Here is a 25,435-nt window from a genome sequence, read left to right as displayed (position 1 = left end):
ATAAGCCATTACCCCGCAAAAAAAACTATCTCTTATTTCTCTTGAATATTCTCGGCGCCATCAAATAAACTAAAGATCAGTTTATTGATATCTTCCAACTCTACAGTTGTATCGTCATTAGGAGCTTCAGAGTAATCAATTCCTGCCTGAGCAAATCTCTCCCCAAGCTGATCCTCTGAATAGCCAAGTGTTGCTAAATTTACGTTCATCTCTTCATATTTCTGCTTATTTTCTTCAGATAGAAATGAATTTTTCATTTCAGCTGATAGGGAAGCGGTGTTTCGGTTCTTAACTTCTTCACCATCTTCACCAGTACTAGAAACCTCAAGAAATGATGAAATGATATTGTTATAGTGAACTAGTTTTGAAAAGTTCTCTGGTCGTGATTCAATATCTTTAGCAATCTTTGCGATCTTTTCAACATCCTGGGCATTATTAGCATCAAACTCATCACCTGTTGTTGTATGGGCTTCAATCTCTTCTCTTAAAGAAGCAAGGATGGCATCTTTCTTTGCTTGATAACGACTCTCAACTTGCTCTTTTACACCTTGAATTGTTGCAAGTTCTTGGGCCTGCGTTTCTGTATAACCTTCTTCAATTAGGATCTTTGCGATCTCTTCTGGATCGTTTTCACTATTTTTTAACTTTTCAAGAGTCGCTTCTTGTTGGACTTTTAGCTCACCTAGAAGTGCGTATTGTTCTTCTTTATCTGTTGCTAAGTATTGACTACAAGCTTCAGCATCTACAATTGCTCCGTCTTTATAGCACTCTTCCATTTTTGCAACATCTTGCTTGTGACCTTCTGATAAGGCCTCAAGGGCCTCACCTGAAGAAATCGTCGTTAGAGCATTGATACTCTCGTCTTGATTCTTAGTTGAGTCATAGAATTCAACATTTTGAATTCCGGCCATTCCGGACTTCTTATCGAGTTTGGCTACGATATCATCTGTTTTAAGAAGACTTTGCTTAGCTAGTTCAATATATTGAACAACCTGGCAGGCCCTCATATTAGAGTTATCGACAATTTTTTCACATGTTTCAGTTTCATCTGCTGTAGGGTCTTTTCCCTTCTTCATGCGGTCTTCACATGAGCCAAGAATATCTGAATACTTCTTTGAATCTTTTTGTTTCTTTGTTGAAACATCATATTTCTTATAGGTAACTTCATCTTTATTAGCACTCGAGCCAATAGCACAAATTACAGGTAGGTTTTGAATACATCGTTCCCAATTTGAATATGCACCTTTTTCGATGTCTTGCTTATTAAGACTAGCGATATTTTTGTTCTTATCACCACTCGCTTTTTCATCACTAAAATGAATAAGAGGATATGCTGGTATTCCTGTTTGATGTATTTCTGTAGCGTATGGCCCAGTCTCAATACAATATGATGTCATTGAAGCAATAATATTTTTACCAAGTTGAGTTTTATAGAGTTCAAAGAAGGTTCTTTGATCGGCGATTTTTTCAAATCGGCCTTTATCACTTTGATACTCACCGTAAAGGGCCTCTTCAAGGCGTTTTTGGAAAAATTCCTTCAGGCCTTTTAATCCTGCCGACTGTTTCTTTGTCGTTTCCATGGTCGTGCGATAGCGTCCAGTACCTTCCTCGCCACTTTGCTCATTAACAAGCTTCATGACTTTTTCTTTAATACCTTCATCCGCTTTGATGCGATCCCATAAACAATTACTTAATTTATTGTCGCCATCTTCAAGCTTTCCATTTTGCGCATCAATTTGATAACACTCTGAATACATTTCTCGAACGCCTTCAACTTGCATAGCACTTTTAAAAAGAGGATTTTTACTACTGATAACTTGTAGATACTGGGCCTCTCCATTGTCATTTGCAAGGGCCGTTGTCAGAGACAAGAGTGTGAATAGCGTAAGAGTTTTCCTCATAACCATATTATACTACTCGGTTATTTGAGGCAGAAGCTTTAGATAAATTTAATGTGATTTTAACTAGTTAGAAGAGAGCTAAGGGTTTGAAATTGCAAAGAAAATGAGGTTTAACCATCATCTCCAATGGCCTCAACTGGGCATGCTTCAAGGGCAGAGATACATTCTTCTAATTCAGCATCGTTTGTTGGCTGGAGTTTTACGAAGGCGTGTCCTTCATCATCATTCATTTCAAAGAAGCGAGGAGCCTCCATCACGCAAGCATCACAGGCGATGCATTGGTCATCAACATAGAATTTGCCATCTACATTCTGATCAAATTTTGCGCTTTTATCGGCCATCTCGCTTCTCCAAAAATTCTAAATTACTGTGGTAATTGAGCGTATTTATTTTGTTTAAAAGTATATTCTTTACTTAAGTTATCTAGCAGATTTTTTATCATTTGTTGAGAACTAATATTTGTAAGACCTTCAATATTATAAGATTTTACATCTTTTTCATCAGCTGGCTTTGTCGCAACAATTGTTGTTTGTGTTGCTTCATCAAAAGTGAATAATCCGCTATCTTTTGAAAAGATCTCAGCTGTTTGCTTCTCATCTAATGCACCTGTTGGACCGGCACCTTCAAGCTTATTAATATTTTGATCTTTAACAGTTAAGTTGTACTTTTTCTTTAAACGACTAAGAGCTTTACCGCTTCCAGCTGCATTTTTAATCTCATTAGTTGCCTTGGCCACCATGTCTTTTATATCGATTTCTTTTTGTAAGATTTCTTTTGCAAGACTTCTTTCATGATTTTCAAGTTTAGCAACGACTGCATCTTTGCGATCTTGTGCATAGATAATATGATAACCATATGATGTTTTAACTGGCTCAGAGATTTCACCCTCTTTTAAAGCAAAGGCTGCTTTTTCAAATTCTGGTACCATTTGACCGCGCTTTACCCAATTAAGATCACCACCATTTTCTTTACCTTGTGGTTCTTGAGTATACTTCTTAGCAAGACGAACGAAGTTTTTAGGATTAACTTCCTTTCTAATCTTCTTTGCCTGCTTAAGAGCTTCTTCTTCATTACCTTCATCAACAGTAATAAGGATGTGTCTTGTTCTTACTTGTTCAGGTGTTGAAAGAACAGGCTTCTTTTCATTGAAAAGAGCTTCAACTTTTGACTTATTTTCTTCATTGCTTAAAAACTTAGTAATCTCTTTATCTGAAACATTAACAAGCTTTCTAACTTCACTATGCTTTAAAGAAATAATTTTTGCATTTCTTTGGTCTTGGTATAATTCATTTAATTCGTTTTCTAGTCCTTTTGATAGAGGAACGTGTTGAACGATATTTTGTAGTCTTCTTAGGGCCACACGATCTTTCGTTTCATTCTCATAATCTTCAGGAGTGAATTTATTGTATGAAAGTAGTGCTTTATACTTTGTGATATCAAATTGCTTATTTGTTTGGAAATATGGCTGGTTTTGAATATCGTTGATAACTTCTTCATTTGAAACAACAATTCCTAGATCATCAGCAACAACAATTCTTAACTTTTGAAAAACAAGGTTTCTAATAGCATTGTCATAAACTTTATATTGAGACATTTGTTGTGATGTTAATGGTTGTCCACCATTTAGAATATTTGCGTAGAACTCAGATTGTCTTTGAACTTCAGCATTGAATTCACGAACTTTTATATCATGACCAGCAACACTTCCTATTGAATCAGGTGTACCAGTATTAAACATTGGTCCTGAAACCATAAATGAAATTACAATAATCCCGATGAAAAGAGTCAGGAATATCTGCGATGATTTTTTCTGAAAACTAGATGACATTATACCACTCCATGTAATTTTTGATTTCCGATATTATCACTTAAATAAGGTGGGTCGTAAAGATTATTGGCAGTTTAAATAATCCTGTGTACGATTTTAATATAAAAAAAATTAGCAACTTAGGATTAGAATGAAGCTGATCGCATCGGAAGGATCTCGAACCAAATTAATCATTAATCTCGTTGTCTTATCACTTGCATTTTACGGCGTGTCAAAACGTAAGGCCCCTTATAAAGAAGCCTCTATTTTCGAGAATGTAATGATGGATACACTAGCACCTCTTCAAAGAGGGATTTCCAACGCATATGGAAATGTCGCGTCTTTTTTTGAAGATTATATGCTCAATGTTAATGCGTCGAAAGAAAATGTTGCACTGAAAGAAAAAATCGGTGCCTTGAAGCAAGAGGTTTTTGCACTAAAGCAATTAGAGCAAGAAAATCGACGTTTAAGAGATATCTTAAATTTTGGAGAAAAGATAAAACATGAAATGATCTCTGCTCAGGTTGTGGCCTGGGACTCGTCGAGTGACTTTCGTGTAATTCGTATTAATAAAGGTGTTGAAGATGGTATTAAACTTCAGTCAACAGTTGTTACATCAGAAGGTGTAGTTGGTTATGTATATCGTCTAACAGATCATTTCGCTGATATTTTAACGATCCTTGATCCAAGTAATCGCGTTGATGTTATTGTAAATCGCACAAGGTCTTATGGAATACTTGAAGGTTATTCTGGCTGGAGAACAGTGATGAAGTATGTCGTTCGTACTGATCCTGTTCGCCTAAATGATCTTGTTATCACTTCTGGTCTTGGAAATATTTATCCAAAAGGTATTCCTGTTGGAAGAATTACAAAAATTGAACGTGAAAGTTATGGGATTACTCAGCACCTTGAAGTAACTCCTGCGGTTGATTTTTCAAAGCTTGAAGAAGTTGCAGTTCTTGTAACGACGAAAGATCAAGAAAGAAAGAGAGTGGAGTGGCAAGCTCTAGAGAATAACGCTGAACAAGGAGATGACAAATGATTAAGTCATCAGATATCCCAATTCGTTTATTAATTACGGTATTAATCCTTATTGTCTTAGAGGTTTTGGCAAGTGCCTTTCTTCCTTTATTTGGACTTAATAAGTACATGATTCCATTTAATATCTTAATTGTTCTCTATGTTGGGTTTAAATTAGAAACTCCATACTTAGCTCTTATAATTCTCTCTCTTCAATTAGTTCATTCACTCTTCTCAATTGAAGGTTGGGAGTATGGGACTATTGCAGGTGTTCTTATTTGTATCGTCATTGCATATTTAAGAGATCTACTTCATTTTACAAGTAGCTTCATTACGATGCTGACAACATTTATATTTCAAATTCTTTGGTTCTTAATCAGTTCATCACTACTGTATTTAAAGTTTGATAGTTTTGATTATATTGTTCAGAAGTTTTGGCGTTTTATTCCAGAGAGTATAATTTTATCTTTATTGGCACCAGTTTTCTTCTCTTTACTTGATAAGGTATGGAAGACGAAAGGTGAAGGCCTTATGGGAAGTAATGTTTAATGTTTGCTGAAGAAGAAGTAGTTCGCTCCCATAAGACACGAGCGGATATTCTATTTACATTAATTACTTTAGCTTTTGCGATTATCTTAATTCGCCTTTGGTATTTACAGATATATCAAGGGGACCTGTTGTATCAATATTCGATTCAAAACCGCTTAAGAAAAGAGACAGTTAAAGCACCAAGGGGGATGATTTTTTCTCGTAATAATCAACTTCTTGTTGATAACGTTCCTCGTTTTGACCTCGTTATTATTCCTCAATATTTAACGAATAAGAAAGAGACTATAAAGAAGCTTTCAAAAATTCTTGAGATGGATGAGAAAGATATTTATAAAACGTTAAAGAAGTATCGTGGCCAAGCAAGATACCGTCCCGTAAGAATTAAAAAGAATATTTCAAATAAAGAAGTGGCCATTGTCGAAACTGAAAATGAAAAGCTTCCAGGTGTGCAGGTCGAAACATTTATTTCACGTGAATATCGAGATAAAGAAGTTGGCTCACACTTACTTGGCTATATTGGTGAGATCTCTCAAAACCAATTACCAAGGTATCGTAAAAGAGATAATATTGATTACAAGCTAGGTGACTTTATCGGACAAGCCGGAATTGAAGAACGTTTTGATCGCTATTTACGTGGTGAAGACGGATACCAAATTATGGAAGTCGATGCCAGAGGACGTATGCGTCGCTCAATTGGTACGAGTAATCTTTTGGCCGGTATTCAAAATAAGAAAGCTAGACCTGGTAATAATCTAAGATTAACAATCGATCGTGATATGCAAATTACTGCTTACAAGGCCCTTGAGGAAAAGGTTGGTGGGGTTGTAGCAGTAGACGTTAGAAATGGTGAAGTTTTAACAATGGTATCACGTCCTTCTTTTGACCCAGGACAATTTTCTAAAGGATTAACATCAGAGTATTGGAACTCGCTAATTAATAACCCTGATCGTCCTCTAAGAGATCGTACAATACAGGATCACTACGCTCCAGGTTCAACTTTTAAAACTTTCACAGGAATTGCTGCTCTCGAAGAGGGAATTATAAAAGCAAAAGATGAAATAATGTGTGGGCCTCGCTTCAGATTAGGACGTCGTACTTATAATGATTGGAAGCGATCTGGACACGGGATTACAAATCTGTATAAGTCATTACGTCGCTCTGTTGATGTTTACTATTATAAGATCGCTGTTGAACTGGATATTGATATCCTTGCAAAGTATGCTCGTATGTTCGGACTTGGTGAAAAGACAGGAATTGCTCTACCTCGCGAAACAACTGGCCTTATTCCAACTAGAGAATGGAAGGAGAAACGTTTTGGTGAGAAGTGGCAAGACGGTGAAACCGTAAGTTGTGTAATCGGTCAATCATATGTTCTTGCAACACCTCTACAATTGGCCGTCTCTTATGCTGCCATTGCAAATGGTGGGAAAGTATTTAAACCGCAAATTGTTAGAGAAGTTTTTAATAATAAAGGTGACATTATTAAAAGTTATAAAGAAGAGCTCATTCAAACGGCCGACATTAGTGAACAAACTTTTGTCGACATCAGACAAGGCCTATACGAAGTTGCCAATCACCCAAAAGGAACAGGTTGGTGGGTACGTGGTACAGGTATAAAAATGGCCGGAAAGTCTGGTACTTCTCAAGTTATTTCAATGACGACATCAGAGCTATTTTCTAAGTGTAGTGAAAAACCATATAACCAAAGACACCACGGTCTATTTGTGGCCTTTGCACCATATGAGAATCCAAGAGTTGCAGTTGCTGCTGTTGTTGAACACGGATGTTCCGGTTCAGGTGCAGCTGGCCCAATTGTTCGAGATGTTCTTACGACTTATATGAAAAAGTATATGCCAGATCTTCATCAAATTTATGCAAAAGAAGATCGTGCCATTATGAAGAAATACTTTGCAGAAAGAAGACGTAAGAGAGAAGAAGCTCAACGACTAAAAGAAGAGAAAGAAGAACAAGCTTCAGAGTCTGAAGAAAATGGACGCGAAGAGGATTAATAATGGATTTATCTAATATCAAAGAATTTTTTAAAAGATATGACTTCTCATTTTTTCTTTTGAGTTTTGTAATCTTTTTCTTTGGAATTCTAAACCTCTATTCTGCAACTCATGCTTCGGCCAGTACAGCTCATGCAAACTTATTTAAAGTTCAATTAGGTTGGTATGCACTTTCAATTGTTGTTGCCTTTGTTATTAGCTTTATTAATCCACAAAACCTATACCGTTTCGCTTGGCCGATCTATTTATTTAATATTCTCTTATTAGTCTTAGTACTAGTTCTCGGTCATAAGGGAATGGGGGCAAGACGATGGCTATTAATAGGGCCTATTAGAATTCAGCCTTCAGAATTTATGAAGATTTCAGTGATCTTTATTTTGGCCCGTTATTTTAGAAATTACGCTCCTGATATTGAACTTGGATTAAAGGATCTTATTAAACCTGCAATCCTTGCCATTATTCCGACCATTCTAATTGTTGTGGAGCCAGACCTTGGAACAGGACTTCTTGTTCTTCTTATATTTGCAACAATGGTTTTCTTTAGAAAACTCAAATGGAAAACACTTCTTATCTTGGGACTTGTTGGAGTTCTTAGTGGGGGAGTGATGTATCAATTTGGATTAAAAGAGTACCAGCGAAATCGTATTAGAACTTTCTTAAATCCTACGGCCGATGCTAAGGGGACAGGTTACAATGCGATCCAATCAAAGATTGCTATTGGTTCAGGAAAGATATTTGGTAAAGGTTTAAGAAAATCTTCTCAGGCTTCACTTAATTATCTTCCTGAAAATCATACTGACTTCGTTTTCTCAATCTATAATGAAGAACATGGCTTCTTTGGAGCGATACTTCTGATTGGCTTATACCTCTTTCTCTTTTTTCGATTTGTCTGGCTCTCCGTAAATGTCAGCAGGATCTTTGAATCCGTCACCATAATTGGAATTATGAGTATTTTCTTTTGGCACACCTTTATCAATATGGGGATGGTTATGGGATTACTACCGGTTGTAGGTTTACCACTTCCTCTTATGTCATATGGTGGGTCCTCATTATTGACCTTTGGGATATGTATCGGGGTAGCGACTTCAATTTCCAATACGAGAAGGTTTTTCTAAGATCAGCTTCGATTTGGCATTAATCCTGCAACTATATTGAAGAAAGCAGCAATATGGAGCAAATATGGCAAAGAAGTTGATCAAATTATTTACAGTTGTCTCATTACTTAGCATTTTATCGGGTTCTGTTATGGCCAATTCATTCGGTCATAATGAAGAATTTGAATTATTTGATCGATTGAAAACTGATATGTGGCAGATGGGCCTTGACTTTGAATATGTCCAAACGGCCGATCTTAACTCACCAACCCATGGAATGATGCAAGATGGTGAAATTCAGCAAGAAGTTGCCCAGCAAATGTCCGCTGTAAAATCAGTACCTTATGATCTTATCCATGCCTTTGAAAGATCGTTCTAAAAACGTATTTAAATTTAGTACTAATATTTGACTATGGAGAAATGATCTCGCTACAATATTGCTGTAGCGAGGTATGAAATGAAAAACGTTTCAGCAATTGGTAGTCTCCTTAAGAGAATCTATCGCATTTATAGTAATCATATTTTATCTTATCTTCAGGATAAGGGTTTTACTGATCTAAGACCTAGTTTCCTCGAGATTCTTATTTATACATGTGAAAATGAAGGCCCAACAATTAAAGAGATTGGTGCAGCTTGTGGTTTAAAGAAACAAACTATGACAAGCCATCTCAATGAATTACAAAAACGTGGCTACATTATTCGCAAGTCTTCAGAAGTTGATAAGCGTGAGCAAAGAGTTTATCTGACGGAGTACGGTGAGAAATTTAAGTTTTCACTTTATGACGTATTAGAGCTAATCGAGAATAATTATTCAAGACGTATTGGTGAAGTTGAACTTGAGCGAATTTTATCGACTCTCGATAATATGCACGACAAGCTTAATAACGTGGAAAGAGATACACTTGAATCTCGTATTCAATTAAATCTTTCTCTCGATTTCTAGACGTATTTAGGCAACTTTCAAAACAACAGAACCCTGATTTGCTGGCCAAAACTTATAGCCACCAGAGATGTTATTAACGTTGAAGAATCCTTTCTTAACTAGCTTTTCACAAGCTTGAATTGACTTAAGGCCGTCTTCACTAATAACGAGAATTGGTGTTGTTTTGTTTGTGATCTCAACATAGCGGTGATCTAATTCTTCGTAAGGAATGTGAATTGCACCTTCTAATTCAATTGGTTTGTCATAACCTTTAGAAGTGATATCAAGAAGAATATAATCCATATCCTTATCTTCATAAATTTCAAGTGCACGACGAGGTGAGAGATCGTTATATGGAAGTCCCATTAAGATCATATTATCATCAATGAATTCACCATTTTTGACACGAATTAAGTGATTTCTTTGTAATGCAACTGAGAAATCTAGTTTCTCATCTACCTTTGCAAGGTTACGTTCAATATTAGTAAGCCTTGTATTGATAAAATCTAGCATTTGAAAGTATTTTAAATCCACGAAATCCTCCTCATTCTACCAACCATTTCGGTTAAAAAACCTTAAAGATGAGAGAATGAGGCTGTGGCTAGAAGAGCGGGTAAAAATTTCCGTAATAGATATTCCCAGTGATAACCGTTGTTAAGAAGCATGATGTGAAGAGAATCGCACCCTCATAAATTCCATAACCGAGTTCAACATTCAGTTTTTTCTCTTCTGTTTCATCTTTCTTAACCTGAAGGTCATCTTGAATTGAGAAGACCCAAATAAGGCCCTTTCTAATAATTGGAATAATGATAATAGAAAGTAGAATTTTTAAGATTACCTGAATCGTATACCATTTAATATCTTGTAATGAATGGTCTAATGCTGAAGATATAATAATGCATAAGCCTAAAATAAAGCCCATATAAGAAATTGCAACCGCCAAGCTTTTTTGAACTAGCAGTCGATTAAACGAGAGCTTGGATATGATCTGAAATGTCTTTGAACAAAAGCCGATGAGAACAATGGCAAATAGCCAGAGAAAAACGGTCATAATAAGAGAACTATTTGAAACCTTAATTACAGTCTTTAGAATATAGGCTAATGAAATAGAATGAGAAAAACAAATGATCGCATAAGCATAGTTCTTACGCCTTAAAACTTCATCTGCGTATTCAAAGTTGTACAAAACAATACTCTCTAAAATATATAGAGAAGCAAGGTAGAGAATGATGACCATAATCGATTCAAGAAATAATTGTCCAAGAGCGAAGTAAACTCCATCAGATACATTAATGACAATATTTGAATAGATAATTCCAATACCGATGATTCGACCAAAGAGATGTATAGTATCTGTTGAATTTTTAGATGGAGCAAATTTCTTAAGAATTTGATGCTTTATTGAAGGATAGAGAATAAGGTGCGCTTGCTTATAAATATAAACAATAAAGCAAATAAGGAGCGCAAATATAACTCGAATAATTAATTTATCATAAAGCTCATTCATTCTTGAGGTCCCATTTAGGTATTTTGGTATATTTCTTTAAAATATCTTTGAAGTTAGTTTCTCTTTTGACATTCTTCTTTAACTTGTAATTTTCTTGAGTCACTTTTCCATCTGTTCCAAACTCATCATTTAGTCCGTAGAAAGGAGTATCAAGTTTTTCTAAAGCTATCATTTTTCGATAGAAGCTGTAAGTTGGTGTAAAGTCTCCCCAGCGAAAGATCATAGGAAAGTTTTTGTATGTTCGATGAAAGCGCCATACTTTTTGACCAGAGCCTGAAGTTCTCCATGTACCATATGCAGGGGAACCAATGTAGATTGAACCAGGAGGTAGGGGAACTGTTGAGATTTCACCGTTTTCAAATCTTCTAAAAAGAGACATCCCAATATTTTTTTTATTCTCAAGATGAAAGTCTCTTGAGATTCTAATATTATATCTTTGAGGTGCTTTAAAGGCGTGAATGATTTGATATTGATGATAATAAGTTTTAATTAGTGCACCAGTAGAGAACTCTTTTTCAAGAATTACTGAAATAGGGGAGCCTTTAAAAATAGAGGCAAAAGCATTTGCATTCGGAATATAGATTGTCTTCTTCTCAGAGGGCGAGAAGCTCTTAGAGATTCCTAAATAGAGCAAAATTAATAGCACATAAAGTGAAAACTTATTCATATCCTCTTATTATAGACGAGGATGAAGAGTTAAGTAAAAACTTTCAAAGATTAATTTGCAGAAATTATTTTATTAATTTCGTCTAAATTAGCTTTGCTTAGCATCCCAAGGTCACAGTGGAGGCGATTAATAGCATGTGACTTTTGAAATTTGTGGAAAAGATCCGTCGCTTCATTGATATCGAAGTATTCTGTACGTCCACCCATCTTTGAATTTCTTACTACTTTCATCGTGTATTCGTTATTATTTGGCTTATCTGCTGCATAATACTTCGATAGACGTCCAGTTGAAGAAGAGCGGATGACTTCAATATTTAAGGATTCTAAGTACTTTTGAACTTCCTCTAATGTCTTTAGTTGTGAACTATTAAAGGATTCAAAAATCTTTTCTGGAGTTTGGTTGTTAACAATGGCCTTCGCGTAAGGATTGTTTGAATGACGAAGAACCTTCATTAGATGGTAATCATCGTGTTCAATATATTTTTCAATATCAGCAGGGATTAAATACTCATATGGTGAAGTTTTAAAATATCTTTGTAGAAGCTTTTCAAGACAAACAGCGCGGTAGTGGAAGTAAACCATAATAAACATGTGGTAGCGGCTTAGTAAGAAGTCATCAAATGTGATAACTGCTCTTTCCGAAATACCTAAGCTTGCTTTTCCATCGATAATAGCTGGTTCGAGATTATCAAGTAACCAGTCAAGATCGTAGGAACCGTAGCTAACTCCGCAGAAGTAGCTATCTCTTAAAAGGTAGTCCATTCGGTCACAATCAAGTTCACTTGAAACAAGTTGATGTAGAAGTGGGAAGTAGCTAATACCATTTATTGTGAAATATTCGTGGTCGCTTGTTTCTCCGCGAATTAAGTCTGCTATATACTTTCTTTCAACGCCAAATGTTTTCTCAACTTCTCTTAAACTATGTGCAAGAGAACTATCAGCAATGGCCTTGATAGTGTAGTCTTCGTGTGTTGCTTGACGATCACTATTAAGGTCTCTTGCAACAAGGTATTCTTTTGGAATCTTTAGGTCTTTAAGCTTTGGCATCACAACTTCTGTTGAGTGACTTAAAGGTGCATGTCCAATATCATGTAGAAGACATGCTAGCTTAAAAGTTTCTTTGATTCTTAAATGTTCTTTTGTGAGTTCGACACCTTTGAAAAGACGGTCAAATGACATCTCTCCAACTCTCATTACACCGATTGAGTGAATGAAGCGAGTATGAGTGGCACCTGGAAAAATATATTCAGAAAAGCCAAGTTGTTTAATATTGCGAAGACGTTGAAAAAAGTCTGCACGAATAATTGGTTCTTCTTCTTTTAAAATATGGATTGATCCATGTACCGGGTCTCTAACTTCCATTTGGATTTAACCTCAAGCTTATTTTAGTTTTTCTTTGTTTTGCGTTAACCAGTTGATGATATCTCGCGACTCAAACATTGGTTCTCCATCAATGTATAAGCAAGGAACTGTACGTCGTCCTGTAGTCTTAATATGCCTTTCTAGAGCTGATGTGTCATTCATTATATCGCAATAAGTTAGATTAATATCTAGTTCTTTCACTGCCTGAAGGACAATTTGGCAAAAAGGACATGAGTCGTAATAGTATAGTTCTAGTTTCATAATTTTATCCCAAACAGAAAAAGCGGCCGAAGCCGCTTTTATCATTTTATAATCGATGTAAATAAATCTTAATATAAATCGTCTTTATCTTCATCAGATGTTTCTAGGCCAAGTGCATAGCGCTCATCTTCATCTAGATCATCTGCTGATACTTCCTCTTCTGGAGAGTCAAAAGCATCGTTATAACCCCAACCAAAACTCATATCATCTTTTTCGTCTTGCTCATCATCTGGGTTATATTCTTCTTGAAGATTTGGGCCTGGATCGTTGTAATTTTCAGCCGCTTCAAGAGCAACGCTTCCTTCAGCTTCCTCAATCGTTTCAACTTTTGCTTCTTCGGCTTCAGCTAGTTTATCTTCAATTTCATATTCTTTAAGTGAATCTGCTAATTGAGCTTCTAGTTCAGCTTTATGCTCAGCTTTGTATTTAGCAATGGCCTCTTCACGAGAAAGTGCTGCTGCCGCTTCTCTTTCTGCTTTTGTTTGCTTTTTCTTTGGAGAAGCTTTTGTTGCTTTTTTAGCAGTCTTTTTCTTCGTCGTTTTCTTCGTTGCTTTTTTTGCTACTTTTTTCTTTGTTGCTTTCTTTGTCGTTTTTTTGGCAACTTTTTTCTTAGCTGTTTTTTTCTTTGTCGCTTTTTTAGCTACTTTCTTTGCAGTTTTTTTCTTAGTAGCTTTTTTAGCTACTTTCTTTGCAGTTTTTTTCTTAGTGGCTTTTTTGGCTACTTTCTTTGCAGTTTTTTTCTTAGTAGCTTTTTTGGCTACCTTTTTCTTGGCCGTTTTTTTCTTTGTTGCTTTCTTTGTCGTTTTTTTGGCAACTTTTTTCTTGGCCGTTTTTTTCTTCGTTGCTTTCTTTGTAGTTTTTTTGGCAACTTTTTTCTTTGCTGTTTTTTTCTTTGTCGCTTTCTTAGCTACTTTTTTTGCAGTTTTTTTCTTAGTAGCTTTTTTAGCTACTTTCTTTGCAGTTTTTTTCTTTGTAGCTTTTTTGGCTACCTTTTTCTTGGCCGCTTTCTTCTTTGCCATTATTTACCTCGCGATAAAGTTTTAGAATCGACCCTAGTATATAAAAGAAATTTAAATTTTCGCAAGCTATTTTTGTTGACTTTAGGTCAATAGAGGCCATTTTAAGGGCAAATAGGAAATTTTGTTAAAAGAATAAGTCACTACCAAATTCACTAAGCTGTTCTCTTGGCAGTAGATTGTAAATAGTATCTGCTCCTGTCTTGATATCTTCAGGAGTACGCGGTGTTTCACCTTCTGGTGAGAAGCCCCTTTGAGACTCCAGGTAATTTGAAACATTATTCCCATAACCGACATCTGTGCTAGAAATCGAGTCGAGACTTATTAACTTTGTAGAGTAGGCATTACGTCGCTGGTTACGGTCACGTCCTGATAGTGGATTTGATGAACGGCCATTATTTTCTGAACCATAATCCTTTCCTGGTGAGTATCCAGTTCTCATTAAATTATTATTGAGGAGTGGTGTTGGACCCTGTGCGTTGTTGTTTTGTCTATATGACGTTATATAGAACAAGCTTGAGCTTCCTCGAAAATTGTTTAAGTACTCACCAATTGTTGTTATTAGAGGAGCGGTATTACAATTATCTTCTGATGGTGGCTGGTCTTCACCTAATATAAAATAGCTAAAGCGAGAGGCGATACTTTGTTTTTGGCAATTTCCAAAAGGTCCACCAATTGTTCCAGTTGAGACATCGCTAGGATCGCCATCTGTATCTTCATTGAAGATGGCCTTTGAAGCGGCAACATAGGCATCTGCTTCTTGAGCAGGAGTTTCTCTTACTTTTTGAGCATAGGCTTGTAGTGCCTTACGATAAACAATAACTGAATCCTTTAGGCCTTCAATATAGCTGTAAAGTACTCCCTTTACATTAGACTGGTCTTTAAAGAGAAGGTTTGCGTGAAATAGAGGAGCAAAATATCCTATCGTTTCATTATCACGGTTAAAGTAGCGATGTGTTGAGTAGTGTTCAGCATCATCATCTGTCTCAAGCTCAAGAAGTGTTGGAACCATATAATTTAGAACGTCATAATTGGTAGGAGATCTTACATTCTTATAACTCTCAATTAGATCCTGAGCTGAAACACCGGCCTGCATCCCAGTATAATTAGGTATATTTCTTCTTAGGTCTTCGTATTGTTGTCTTGTGAAAAGCCCTGCTGTTACTGGCGCTGGACTATTGAGATCTGTATTATATGGGAGGTTTTGAAGCCTTCCATCGTTTGTTGTTTCAGAGTTGAGATTATAAATCATATTGGGAAGAGTGAACTTCGTATCGACATTTGAAGGAACACCGCCAATTGCAATATCGGAAGAGCTTACATCTAAGAAGAAATCATTTGAAGCGGGAAGTGGTAGCCCCTGAACCTTGGCCCCATCTTCAAGTCTTGGGTCATTTGTAGTACTAAAGCCCATAATATAATCGGTACTACGTGAGCCTCCGCTATTGTCACTTCTTGGAATATTGTAGCTGGACTCAGAATATTCAGAGCCTGGTGCAACTAGTGCTGGCCCTATTCTTCCACCAAAAGGCTTAGCAGCAGCATAAGCGGCCATCTCAATTGGTTTTCCAAATGGGTTTAAAAGACCTGTGTATTGAGCTTTTGCTTTTACTGCATAGTAAGTGACAACACGAGGGTTCTTGTAAAATCCTAGAATATAGCCAGGAACAGGAAAGGCCGTCTTAGTTGAAGCACATGAGGCTTCAGCGGCCGTTCCACTACTATCAGATACACCTAGAGTCGAAAGTGCTTCTGTCGTTGGTGCAAAAGTTGTAAAGAATGTTGAGAAATTCATCACCATTGGGATGAGGTCAAGATATCTCTTGGCCGAAACAACCGTTTCTCCATTCGTATACGATGCATCGTTTGGAATTAAGAAATTCGATAGGGATTGTGGAGAAGGGTTATAAGTATCTGGTGCTAACTCGTAGAGAACAAATGTATTGGCAAAAGCGGTATTATTTTTAAAAACTCCACCGGAGATATTTTTCATGGCGGCCATATATGCTTTTAGTGGCCGATCATTCATTGGAATCCCCATTGATTGATTTTCATTATTAAGTACTTCCGGGTTAAGACAGCCGGGGGCTCCGCCACCACCACAAATACCTTCTGTTACAGGAGGACGGTTAACAATCATTTCAAGATTTCTCATGCGAAGGGCCAGTTCCATCGATTGAATCCATGATCCCGTACGATCTGCTGCTGCTATAGGAATATCGTTTTGTGAAACACCCGCAGCAAAAGCATAATTCTTTGCTGCCGAGAAATTATAAGTTGAACGAACCATACAGTTCTTTGCTTTTAAATCAACAAAGGCACTCATCGTCGCTTCAAATTCTTCACTAACGTCAGGAATACCTGCAACATGAAATCGTGGAAGTCCTGGGATCTGATAAATAGTACAAAGGTTTTCATTATTTTCAGAACCGAAGTGAAGACATATTGATGGAATATTATAATGGTCGCCTTGAATACCACTACTGAATCCCGCTCCCGTCTCGTCAAATCGTTTAAGGGCAAAATTCATCTGGTTTCCACCAGTAGTTTCATGAGTGTTCTCATTGGCCAGTTGACCGAGAACATAATACTTAAACATCCATTCCTTATAAGTATTTCTCATTTCCCAATTGAGGTAGGCGATATTGCTGAGCTGTCTTGCTTGAGCGGCCGCTCCTGACCATGCAGCAGAGTCAACTGCATTTTGCATATTGATCTTTGCTTTTACGAATAATCCAACATTAACTACAAAGGCTATAAATGAGAAAATTGCTACAAGGGTAACACCAAAGAAGACACTAATCTGTCCCTTCCTATTTTTAATTACTTGTGAATGATGCTTATTTTTTGCTTGTGTCATAATGCCTTAATTTTGCTGGTAACTTAATGCTACCGAAAGTGTCGTTTATGCGTCAATTCATATGAACACTTTCTATTTTCAGTTAGTTGCACTGAGTTATCTTGGCATTGAACTTGTATCTATTAAGGGTACCAAGGATATGGTGCCTGATCCCTGGATGTAGAACGTTGGTACAGGCAAGGCTAACCACCTTACTTTGGCCTTTCGGTCATTCTTTAAGTCCTTATTTCAGGGGCTTATCACTACCAGGCCTAGGCTTTGTTCGCTCATGGATGAATAAGGACAAGGCCTGGTACCTTTTTTACCTGCTTATAAATGCTCGTTTATATTGGTAAAATGGGGGAGTCGAAGTTTTTAACTTTGTCACTGCTTAGGAGGGCGACCATTGAAGACATTGAATTCTTTTAATCCATTAGAGTCGAGAACTTATAAGTTTAAGAAAGCTCATATTGAATTCTTCTGTCCTCTTTGTCGCACTCAAAGAGCGGTCGTTACCAATCCACATCTAGATGCAAAGAACTATCTACAGATGTTCATGCTGACAGTTGTGACAACTGCAATTCTTTATCCATTCATGAGTTTTGCTGGAGTCTTCTCTTTCTTTCTTTATTGGGCAGGATTTGAAGCAACTCTTCGCTTAACTTTTAAAAAAGAAATTCCATGCCCTCATTGTGGATTTGACGCTTCTTGGTATAAGAAAGATGTTCGCATTGCAAAGGCAAAGGTAAAAGAGTTTTGGCAGACAAAAGGTGGCCATGGAGAAATCTCTCCTGACAATGTTGACCAAGCTTTTGAAGACATGACTCAATAATATTTAGAATCTCCAATTTATTCGATATCTCATTTCGGGCTCTTGACGCAGCCGTAAGTAATTTTTTATTTGCATTAGCATTTATGACTTCTCAGATAGGTGAAAGTCGTATTATTCTAGTAATGTATTTTAACTAATACACAACCTTGCGGTTATAGCTGAATTCTAAAGGATTGTTTCGGTTATACGCGAAGAAATTGGAGGAACGAAATGAGTGTAAACAAGGTTATCTTAGTAGGACGTTTAGGACAAGATCCTGAGCTTAAGTACACGCCATCTGGAATGGCTGTTTGTAATTTCTCACTTGCAACAGGTGAGTCTTGGACAGACAAGAATGGACAAAAACAAGAAAGAACTGAATGGCACAGAGTTGTTGTTTGGGGAAAACTAGCTGAATTATGTGGTCAATACCTAGCAAAAGGTCGCCAAGCTTATCTTGAAGGTCAACTTCAAACAAGATCTTGGGAAGACAAAGATGGTAACAAGAGATACACAACTGAGATCAACGCTAGAACTGTACAATTCCTAGGTGGAAACGCAAGTGCAGGTCAAGGCGCTTCAATGGGTCAGCAAAATAATAACAACTCTTTTAACCAAGAGCCAAAGCAGCAAGATGATATGAACCAAGGTTATGATATCTCATCAAATGCTTCATTCACTGCTGATGACATCCCATTTTAGAAAATACTAAACATTTTCAATACTTAAGGCCTCCAATCGGAGGCCTTACTATTTTCTAAAGAAATTCTTAATTATTGGCGATAAGTGAGTTGATGAGTCAGTTAAGAATTTTAACATTACTTACTATTTTAGTGTCTTGCGGAAGTCTTGAGCAGTATGGAGACCTACTGCCTTTAAACAAGGTCGAAAGCAATGAGATGCTTTTATCAGAAACTGAAGAAGCAGAATATCGCTATCTTGCAGACCTTTATGGGCTTTCCGAAGAAGAGCTCAGAATTAAAGATGATAAGCCAAAGAGAGTTGTTCAAACCGAAAAAGATTGGGACCTTGAGCAAGTTAATCTAAATGAAATTGAAAATACTTCATTTGTAATCAATGATTATGAAGTTACTTTTGTGGAAGATAAGTTTAAGCATGAGCGTCAGCTTGTTGAGGAAGCTAAGGCATCTGAAGCGAGAAAGTCTCGCGGCATCGCTTCGATTCCAGAAGTAAGCGAAGTTCATAAGAAGAGAAGGCCAGCAAGTCTATTTGCCATGGCCAAAAAATCAACACCAGAGTCGATTCGCTATATTGTGAAGAAGAAAGGTCTTGATGTTAATAAGAAAAATGGTCAAGGGGATACACCTCTTCACATTGCTTTAAAGAATAATCGCTTTGAAAATGTAAGAGCACTTCTTCGACTAAAGGCAGATCCAAATATTCCAGATGCTTCAGGTAAGAGCGTTGCTCAATATGCGCAAGAGATGGAATTAAACTCAATTTTAAAATTAATCAATCGCAGATAAAAAAAGCTCCCATCGGGAGCTTTTCTTTTATATGAATTTCTTTTTGAAATTATTTTGTAGCTGGAGCTTGCTCAGTCTTAGTTTCTTCTGGAGCTGTCGCTGGTGCTTGAGCATCAGAGTTAAGAGGAGCTGCAACTGGCGCTGCTGAATCAAGAAGTGATTTTGTTTCTCCACCTGATTGAATCTTTGCTAGTAGAATACAATTACCTAGGAATAGGATCGTAAGAACAACAGTAACCTTGCTTAAGATATTTCCTTGCTGGCTACCTGTGAAAACGGCTTCTGATGCACCACCTAGAAGTCCTGCCTCAGCACCTTTACCAAACTGAAGTAAAACAGTAACGATAAGAAGGATTGAAATAACACCGTGAAAAATCATTAATCCAGTAACCATAATCTATATTCCTTTAAATATTTTAGACAAATTAACAACAATTTATATCAACTCAACTTGGCCATGACAAGTACTGTCTATGACCAAGTGAGTTATGAAATGATAATTTATTAAAATGAATGAATTTCGACTAGCGAGGGCAACCAGAGAAGACTTGTTTCTCGATATCAAAGAAGTAACAATCTCTTTTACGGTAAGCATCACGGAAGAACGTAGGTGCTGCTTGGTAGACAGCGCTACGAACTTCTTCAATTTCTGGCCAAGTCAGTGACACTGGCATTTTTGTATGAAGATAGATACGCCCATTATATGGTTTTGCTACACGGTCCCAAGCTTCTTTTGTTGGCCTATCGTTTTCGTCGCGGTTAAGTCCCCAAAGATTATCAAATTCACCTTTAAAGTCTTCAAAGAGATTTGAGAAAGTTTCTCCAGAGTAAGTGAACATATTGTCATACTGAGAATGCTCAGCAGTTTCAGATATATTATATGATCCACTCATTAATTTTGTCTTAGAGAAGTCATCTTCGTTATAATCAAAGATCATATACTTGTGGTGGTTTAAGGCCCAATGCCTTGGAGAAGGAGCGTGAGAATAGTACTTAATTCTTACTGGTGGAACCTTACCTTCGTTACCTTCAAGCTCTAACCAATCATTGACAAAATTTGGAACCATCTCTTTTGAGCTTGTTCCACTTTTATATTCCTGGTTATCAGCGACAATCCTTACATCAACTCCACGCTTTACTGCTTCAATTAAAGCATCTGAAACTTCTTCAATGACAAGGTGGTTTACGTTTACAAGAATATTTTCTTGAGCTTCATTAATAAGCTTCAGCATAGCATCGCGAACAAACCACGTTCTCTTTTTATTAACCTTTCTTGAAGAGACACGGTAATAGCGTCCACTTTTGTAGCTCTTTGTTGTCTTGCTATATTCGCTATATTTAAAGTTCATAGAACTTGAAACAAAGCTAGGATTCTCCTGTGCATCAGGATTATTTGTTAGATCAACTAAATCAAGAGCTGGTTGATTATCTTCCTTTGCATCTTTATTTGTATAAAGATCTTTTGAAGAGTTCCAAAGGAATTTGAATTCACGATTTAATGTTTTGATAACAAGGCGTCCTTCTGGACTTGTGTCATTATTGAAAATAAAGTTTTCAGAATAACGTGACTTGGCTCCACCTGAAAGATTGGCACTTGAGTTGAAGGCCCATACATCATCAACAATAGAAAACTTTTCATGCATATTTTTAACTGAAACTTTTACACCACAACCAGCATCTTCAATTGCCGTTGCGTAATCAATTACTCTCGACTTTCGTCTAAGGGCCGGATGGAGAACGACTTTTACATCAACACCAGAAAGACAAGCAACTTCTAGGTTTTTTGCAACAGTTGAGTCAGACCAACTATAGACTGTTAGCCAAACCTTACTCTTAGAGTTTTCAATGGCCTGATAAATTTGATTAAAGGCTTCTTCACCTTGATGAGGTGAGAAAAGGGCCCAGAAGCTTGTACCTGCAAAGATATTCGAGGCGAAAAGTGCAAGGATAATTAGCTTTTTCATGTATTCTCCCTAATTGGTTTCAGCTTTGTGTATCCTAGCTAATATAAGTTGAGAAGGACTCGAGAATATTTTTCAATAAATAAAATTACATAGACGTAAAATCAGCTACTTACTATTAAAATTATTTTGACCATCGGTAATCTCTTATCTACCATTTTTATATGGGAAAACTTAAGAGAGTATGGCCATGGTTGGCCTGTGCGCTTGTTGGTTTAAATATAGCCGCAAGCAGTTTAAAAATCACGACCTTCAATATTCGTTGGTATGGTCTTGGAGGGGAGATTAGTGGTCACCGTGGTGATGAATATCGCGACCCCTTTATTAAAGAGTTTCTCACAACTAAATATATCAATACTGACATTTTTGTTTTTCAAGAAATTATTGATACGGCCCGCTTAGCAGATCTAATGGATGGGCTTGGACATCATTGTGTGACATATAATCACGAGCAATTTAATCATCAACATTTAATGATTTGTTTAAAGAAGACTCTCGATATTGTTCCGGTAAAGGGTGATGATGACTATATTTTTCCTCTTATTGAGAACCGTCCCTTCTTAAGGCCTGCGATTTATGGGAAGGTAATTGATCGCTATTCTAAGAAGCCGCTACTTCACTTAGTTGGCCTTCATTTAAAAGCTGGCCCATACAGTACAAATGTTCGTATGCATCAAGTTGAAACACTTATTAAAAGAATAAAAGAGTTTAAAAATGAAAGTATTCCACTTGTTATAGCAGGTGACTTAAACTCGTATCCAACTTATTCGACAGAGCTTGAAAAATCAGACCTTGAGTTAATTGGAAAGCAGCTCGACTCAATTGGACTTTCAAGAAGAACTAGTGACTACGATTGGACTTATCGTTCAAATACCTCAGGTCATTCATTTGATCACGCCTTTGTTTCAAATCGTTTTAACTCTCGCTATGTTGAAGTCTGGCGCACTTGTGGAAAGAGTATCCCAAATGCAAAGAGGCTAGAGAACCTCTCATGGTATAAGAGATTTATTTCAGATCACTGTCCTGTAAGTTTTCGATTAGACCTGAAATAGAGTAGAAGTTTAAAGGTTAAAAAATATTAACAATTGAAATTAAGTTTTCTTAGGCCTGTGCGTTCATATTTTTGTGATAATTTCTTGGCCATGAAAACTATATTAATTTTGTCACTCTCAGTTTTGACGTTTCTTTCTGTCCAGTTCACATATGCTCAGGAAGCAGTACCAAACGTCGTTTTATTAACTTCACTTGAAACCCCAAGAATTTGGTATCGTCCAAAAGATTGGAAAATCGATGGTAAACTAGAAAAGATTTTCAAAAAGCACTTTAGAAGATCTGGTTACAATATCGTCGTAAAACACGCTGTTGACTTTCATCAATTGCGAAGAGAACTTCACAATCCAAATAATATTGCTGTCTTTTGGGCATCTCATGCTGCTGGTACAAATCAGTACACGACGGGCTCAAATAATACGGGAGCAGTTTTAAGTATTAACGGAAAGGATGTTAAGGAGTTATTTAAATCAGTACATCCAAATTTAAGGTTTCTTGGACTTGTTGGTTGCGATGCAGATGGAATCCTTAGAGAAATTTATCGCCAGGGACATTACCGCTACAATCCAAACCTAATGACTCATTCATTTAAAGAAAAGATTGATGCTCGAAAGGGATTAAGGGAATCTCTAAAAGCTTCTGTTGGCTCTCTTGGCTATGCTAAGAAGCGCTTATTCTTCTTAAAAAAGAAGAAAGCTGATCGTTTGATAAACTCGATTCTATTTCGTAGTGACTTCTATGCTTCAGGAGAATACCTGACGGTTAATAAGTACTTTCGATGCGGTAAAGAAGATGGCTTCTATGTAAGCGGAGTGAGAATCTTAGAGAAGGACTCGGCTCCAGTTGCTATTAGAAACAATGAAAGAATTTTAAAAATTCTTCCAGGGGGAAAAGCTGGTGATCGTCAGGAGTTTAATTTCTATCTTCCATATCACCCAGATATTTCACGTCGTGATTTAAAACTACATGTTGATAGCATGATTCATTATTCAGATGATAAGCAATATTTAGGAGAATTTGATTTTAATTCTGAATGGGGAACTGATTGGCGAGTCTTTGCAAAACCTGATGGAGAAATCTTAGGTATAACAAAGAATCTATACTTACCAAGGGGAACAGTTCCAGGGCATGAAGACTTAGTAACTTATGATGAGCTAAGTTGCAATGATTCAGAAGAAATGAAAGTGAGAGTTTACTAAGCTTTTATCTTACTAAACGTGTAATCCTAAGTAGCTGTCTGCTTTTAAGGCAGCACCACCTACAAGGCCTCCATCAATATCTTTACAAGATAGGAGGTCTTCTACATTTGCTGGCTTAACAGATCCACCATAGAGAATCGATGTTTTCTCTCCATCAAGAGAGAGGTTTTCATTAATATATTGGCGAATAAATGCATGGGCCTCTTGTGCCTGCTCTGGACTAGCAGTTACACCCGTTCCAATTGCCCAAACTGGCTCATATGCAATAATTATTTTTTCGCTTGAAACTCCAGCTAGACCTTGGGCAAGTTGTGTTGCAAGAACTTCTTCAACTTTTCCAGCTTCTCTTTCTTCTAGTGTTTCACCAATGCAGAAGATAACAAATAGGTCATTTTCAAGAGCTAGCTTTGTTTTCTTATTAAGTGTTTGATCATCTTCTTTAAAAATTGAGCGTCTTTCACTGTGGCCAATAATGACAAACTCTGCACCGATATCTTTTAGTGAAGCAGGTGAGATCTCACCTGTAAAAGCTCCACTATTTTCAGTGGCACAATTTTGAGCACCAATTTTGAAGTCATCTGTATTCTGTAGGCAAATAGGGATGTGGATTGCTTGTGGAGCAATCCATGCTTCGTGACGAAGTTTAGTGCTGTCGATGGCATCAAAGAAGGCGATAACGTCTTGCGTATTTTGATTCATCTTCCAGTTTCCTACGATATACTTCGTTCTCTCAGTCATATTTCATCCCTTATTATTTCTTAGTTATTCAACACCAAATTTTAGAGCACTAATTCCTGGAAGGCTACCTTTCTCAATAAACTCAAGAGAAGCTCCACCACCAGTTGAAACGTGGCTCATCTTATCAGCAAGTCCTGACTTATTAACTGCGCTTACAGAATCACCACCACCAACTAGTGTGTAGGCATCTGATTCACTTAAAGCTTTTGCAATGGAAAGTGTTCCACCTGCATAGTCTTCATTTTCGAAAATACCCATTGGGCCATTCCAAAGAATTGTCTTTGCACCTGAAAGTATTTGTGAATATTTAGCTGAAGTTTGCTCGCCGATATCAAGTCCCATAAGATCGTTTGGAATACCAACTTTATCGATTAATTGTGGCTTTCCACCAAATTCAGTTGATCCTAAATGGTCAATTGGTAGAACGATTTTATGTGCTGTTTTTTGTGACAGAATCTTCTTTGCTAGTCTTACGTCCTCATCTGAACAAAGAGATATACCTACTTCATTTCCTTTTGCTTTTAGGAAAGGGTAGGCCATGGCCCCACCAATAAGAAGATTTGATACGTTAGAAAGTAGTCTTTCAATAATTTTAATCTTGTCACTAACTTTTGCACCACCAACGACTGCTACAAAAGGAGTCTCTGGTCTTTCTGTGATCTTTGTTAGAGCCTCGATTTCTTTTTTCATAAGAAGTCCTGCATATGCACGATTCTTAAAGAAAGCATTTATTCCATAAGTTGAAGCGTGTTTTCTGTGAGCAGCACCAAAGGCATCATTTACATAGACGTCTGCATATTCAGAAAGTTTACGTGCAAACTCACGGTCATTTTCAGTTTCTTCTTTATGGAAACGTAGGTTCTCAAGAAGAATAATCTTATTTGAGTTAAGACTAAGTAGAGTTTTAATACCGCGATCTAGGCAAGACTCAGTAAGAGTTACTTCTTCTCCGAGCTTATCAGCAAGGTAAGTTGCAACAGGCTCAAGAGAGAACTCTTCATTTCTTTCACCTTTTGGACGGCCTAGGTGAGACATCATAATTAATTTTGAAGCACCTTTTTCTAGGATGACCTTAATTGTTTCAAGAGCATAATCAATTCGAGTTGAATCAGTAATCTCTTTCGTTTCTTTATTCAATGGAACATTGAAGTCAAAACGGACTAGAACTCTTTTGTCTTTTATTTGTGACTCATCAATGCTGTCAATAAATTGTAATGCCATAGTTTTTCCTAATTC

The 25,435-nt window shown here is 36.9% G+C and carries 25 protein-coding genes; 11 read left to right on the top strand and 14 right to left on the bottom strand.

Annotated elements, in window-relative coordinates; genetic code table 11:
- Positions 1 to 32: 32 nt before the first annotated feature.
- The 3 genes from DAY19_RS09550 to DAY19_RS09540 form a co-directional block, all read right to left on the bottom strand.
- Complete coding sequence (locus DAY19_RS09550; RefSeq protein WP_133296932.1) at positions 33 to 1,901, bottom strand: hypothetical protein; 1,869 nt, start codon at positions 1,899 to 1,901, stop codon at positions 33 to 35.
- A gap of 110 nt (positions 1,902 to 2,011) precedes the next feature.
- Entirely contained in the window at positions 2,012 to 2,242 is a 231-nt protein-coding gene (locus tag DAY19_RS09545) for a ferredoxin (protein WP_115361792.1), read from the bottom strand.
- Between the two features lie 23 nt (positions 2,243 to 2,265).
- Complete coding sequence (locus DAY19_RS09540; RefSeq protein ID WP_115361790.1) at positions 2,266 to 3,729, bottom strand: peptidylprolyl isomerase; 1,464 nt, start codon at positions 3,727 to 3,729, stop codon at positions 2,266 to 2,268.
- Between the two features lie 130 nt (positions 3,730 to 3,859).
- On the opposite strand from DAY19_RS09540, the gene mreC reads away from it, so the two are divergent.
- The 6 genes from mreC to DAY19_RS09510 all read left to right on the top strand — a co-directional run bounded on the left by mreC (position 3,860) and on the right by DAY19_RS09510 (position 9,323).
- Complete coding sequence (gene mreC / locus DAY19_RS09535) at positions 3,860 to 4,750, top strand: rod shape-determining protein MreC (RefSeq protein WP_115361788.1); 891 nt, start codon at positions 3,860 to 3,862, stop codon at positions 4,748 to 4,750.
- Positions 4,747 to 5,277, top strand: a complete 531-nt coding sequence (locus DAY19_RS09530; protein WP_115361785.1) for a hypothetical protein — start codon at positions 4,747 to 4,749, stop codon at positions 5,275 to 5,277. Before mreC ends, DAY19_RS09530 begins: the two co-directional genes overlap by 4 nt.
- Positions 5,277 to 7,286: a penicillin-binding protein 2 gene (gene mrdA / locus DAY19_RS09525; protein WP_115361783.1), complete on the top strand. Its 2,010-nt coding sequence runs from the start codon at positions 5,277 to 5,279 to the stop codon at positions 7,284 to 7,286. The genes DAY19_RS09530 and mrdA overlap by 1 nt, the downstream gene beginning before the upstream one ends.
- 2 nt (positions 7,287 to 7,288) lie before the next feature.
- On the top strand, positions 7,289 to 8,401 hold the full coding sequence (gene rodA, locus DAY19_RS09520; protein ID WP_115361782.1) for a rod shape-determining protein RodA: 1,113 nt from the start codon (positions 7,289 to 7,291) through the stop codon (positions 8,399 to 8,401).
- Between the two features lie 64 nt (positions 8,402 to 8,465).
- On the top strand, positions 8,466 to 8,759 hold the full coding sequence (locus DAY19_RS09515; protein ID WP_115361780.1) for a hypothetical protein: 294 nt from the start codon (positions 8,466 to 8,468) through the stop codon (positions 8,757 to 8,759).
- Positions 8,760 to 8,837: 78 nt separating this feature from the next.
- On the top strand, positions 8,838 to 9,323 hold the full coding sequence (locus DAY19_RS09510; RefSeq protein ID WP_115361778.1) for a MarR family winged helix-turn-helix transcriptional regulator: 486 nt from the start codon (positions 8,838 to 8,840) through the stop codon (positions 9,321 to 9,323).
- A 6-nt stretch (positions 9,324 to 9,329) separates the two neighbouring features.
- Here the strand turns inward: DAY19_RS09510 and DAY19_RS09505 are convergent, their stop codons facing one another.
- The 7 genes from DAY19_RS09505 to DAY19_RS09475 all read right to left on the bottom strand — a co-directional run bounded on the left by DAY19_RS09505 (position 9,330) and on the right by DAY19_RS09475 (position 16,974).
- Complete coding sequence (locus tag DAY19_RS09505; RefSeq protein ID WP_115361776.1) at positions 9,330 to 9,836, bottom strand: rhodanese-like domain-containing protein; 507 nt, start codon at positions 9,834 to 9,836, stop codon at positions 9,330 to 9,332.
- 67 nt (positions 9,837 to 9,903) lie between these two features.
- Positions 9,904 to 10,809, bottom strand: coding sequence for a DUF350 domain-containing protein (locus DAY19_RS09500; RefSeq protein ID WP_115361774.1), 906 nt, complete (start codon positions 10,807 to 10,809; stop codon positions 9,904 to 9,906).
- Positions 10,802 to 11,476 carry a hypothetical protein gene (locus DAY19_RS09495; protein WP_115361772.1) on the bottom strand — a complete coding sequence of 225 codons (675 nt, stop codon included), beginning with the start codon at positions 11,474 to 11,476 and terminating at the stop codon, positions 10,802 to 10,804. The genes DAY19_RS09500 and DAY19_RS09495 overlap by 8 nt, the downstream gene beginning before the upstream one ends.
- Before the next feature lie 50 nt (positions 11,477 to 11,526).
- Complete coding sequence (locus DAY19_RS09490) at positions 11,527 to 12,837, bottom strand: HD domain-containing protein (protein WP_115361770.1); 1,311 nt, start codon at positions 12,835 to 12,837, stop codon at positions 11,527 to 11,529.
- An 18-nt stretch (positions 12,838 to 12,855) separates the two neighbouring features.
- Positions 12,856 to 13,098 (bottom strand): glutaredoxin family protein, encoded by a 243-nt coding sequence (locus tag DAY19_RS09485; protein ID WP_158536864.1) that lies wholly within the window; start codon positions 13,096 to 13,098, stop codon positions 12,856 to 12,858.
- A 68-nt stretch (positions 13,099 to 13,166) separates the two neighbouring features.
- A complete protein-coding gene (locus DAY19_RS09480) occupies positions 13,167 to 14,117 on the bottom strand; it encodes a histone protein (protein WP_115361766.1) in 951 nt (316 codons plus the stop codon).
- Positions 14,118 to 14,241: 124 nt separating this feature from the next.
- Positions 14,242 to 16,974 (bottom strand): Tad domain-containing protein, encoded by a 2,733-nt coding sequence (locus DAY19_RS09475; RefSeq protein ID WP_115361764.1) that lies wholly within the window; start codon positions 16,972 to 16,974, stop codon positions 14,242 to 14,244.
- Positions 16,975 to 17,359: 385 nt separating this feature from the next.
- On the opposite strand from DAY19_RS09475, the gene DAY19_RS09470 reads away from it, so the two are divergent.
- The 3 genes from DAY19_RS09470 to DAY19_RS09460 all read left to right on the top strand — a co-directional run bounded on the left by DAY19_RS09470 (position 17,360) and on the right by DAY19_RS09460 (position 19,251).
- Positions 17,360 to 17,785, top strand: coding sequence for a hypothetical protein (locus DAY19_RS09470; protein WP_115361762.1), 426 nt, complete (start codon positions 17,360 to 17,362; stop codon positions 17,783 to 17,785).
- 210 nt (positions 17,786 to 17,995) lie between these two features.
- Positions 17,996 to 18,466 (top strand): single-stranded DNA-binding protein, encoded by a 471-nt coding sequence (locus DAY19_RS09465; RefSeq protein ID WP_115361760.1) that lies wholly within the window; start codon positions 17,996 to 17,998, stop codon positions 18,464 to 18,466.
- Between the two features lie 92 nt (positions 18,467 to 18,558).
- Positions 18,559 to 19,251 (top strand): ankyrin repeat domain-containing protein, encoded by a 693-nt coding sequence (locus DAY19_RS09460; RefSeq protein WP_115361758.1) that lies wholly within the window; start codon positions 18,559 to 18,561, stop codon positions 19,249 to 19,251.
- A gap of 49 nt (positions 19,252 to 19,300) precedes the next feature.
- Here DAY19_RS09460 and secG read toward each other — a convergent pair whose 3' ends face one another.
- Entirely contained in the window at positions 19,301 to 19,645 is a 345-nt protein-coding gene (gene secG / locus DAY19_RS09455) for a preprotein translocase subunit SecG (protein WP_115361756.1), read from the bottom strand.
- Between the two features lie 130 nt (positions 19,646 to 19,775).
- Complete coding sequence (locus DAY19_RS09450) at positions 19,776 to 21,215, bottom strand: phospholipase D-like domain-containing protein (protein ID WP_115361754.1); 1,440 nt, start codon at positions 21,213 to 21,215, stop codon at positions 19,776 to 19,778.
- Positions 21,216 to 21,376: 161 nt separating this feature from the next.
- Here DAY19_RS09450 and DAY19_RS09445 point away from each other — a divergent pair, with 161 nt between their 5' ends.
- Together DAY19_RS09445 and DAY19_RS09440 are read left to right on the top strand one after the other, a co-directional pair.
- On the top strand, positions 21,377 to 22,264 hold the full coding sequence (locus DAY19_RS09445; protein WP_115361752.1) for an endonuclease/exonuclease/phosphatase family protein: 888 nt from the start codon (positions 21,377 to 21,379) through the stop codon (positions 22,262 to 22,264).
- A 90-nt stretch (positions 22,265 to 22,354) separates the two neighbouring features.
- The gene (locus tag DAY19_RS09440) at positions 22,355 to 23,461 is read left to right on the top strand and encodes a hypothetical protein (protein ID WP_133296931.1); all 1,107 of its coding nucleotides are present in this window, start codon (positions 22,355 to 22,357) and stop codon (positions 23,459 to 23,461) included.
- A 12-nt stretch (positions 23,462 to 23,473) separates the two neighbouring features.
- On the opposite strand, the gene tpiA is transcribed toward DAY19_RS09440, so the two are convergent.
- Positions 23,474 to 24,199 carry a triose-phosphate isomerase gene (gene tpiA / locus DAY19_RS09435; protein WP_115361748.1) on the bottom strand — a complete coding sequence of 242 codons (726 nt, stop codon included), beginning with the start codon at positions 24,197 to 24,199 and terminating at the stop codon, positions 23,474 to 23,476.
- A 24-nt stretch (positions 24,200 to 24,223) separates the two neighbouring features.
- Positions 24,224 to 25,420, bottom strand: coding sequence for a phosphoglycerate kinase (locus DAY19_RS09430; protein ID WP_115361745.1), 1,197 nt, complete (start codon positions 25,418 to 25,420; stop codon positions 24,224 to 24,226).
- Between the last annotated feature and the right edge of the window lie 15 nt (positions 25,421 to 25,435).

This window comes from Halobacteriovorax vibrionivorans (genome assembly GCF_003346865.1).
GTDB lineage: Bacteria > Bdellovibrionota > Bacteriovoracia > Bacteriovoracales > Bacteriovoracaceae > Halobacteriovorax_A > Halobacteriovorax_A vibrionivorans.
This window is presented reverse-complemented; position numbering and strand designations above follow the sequence as displayed.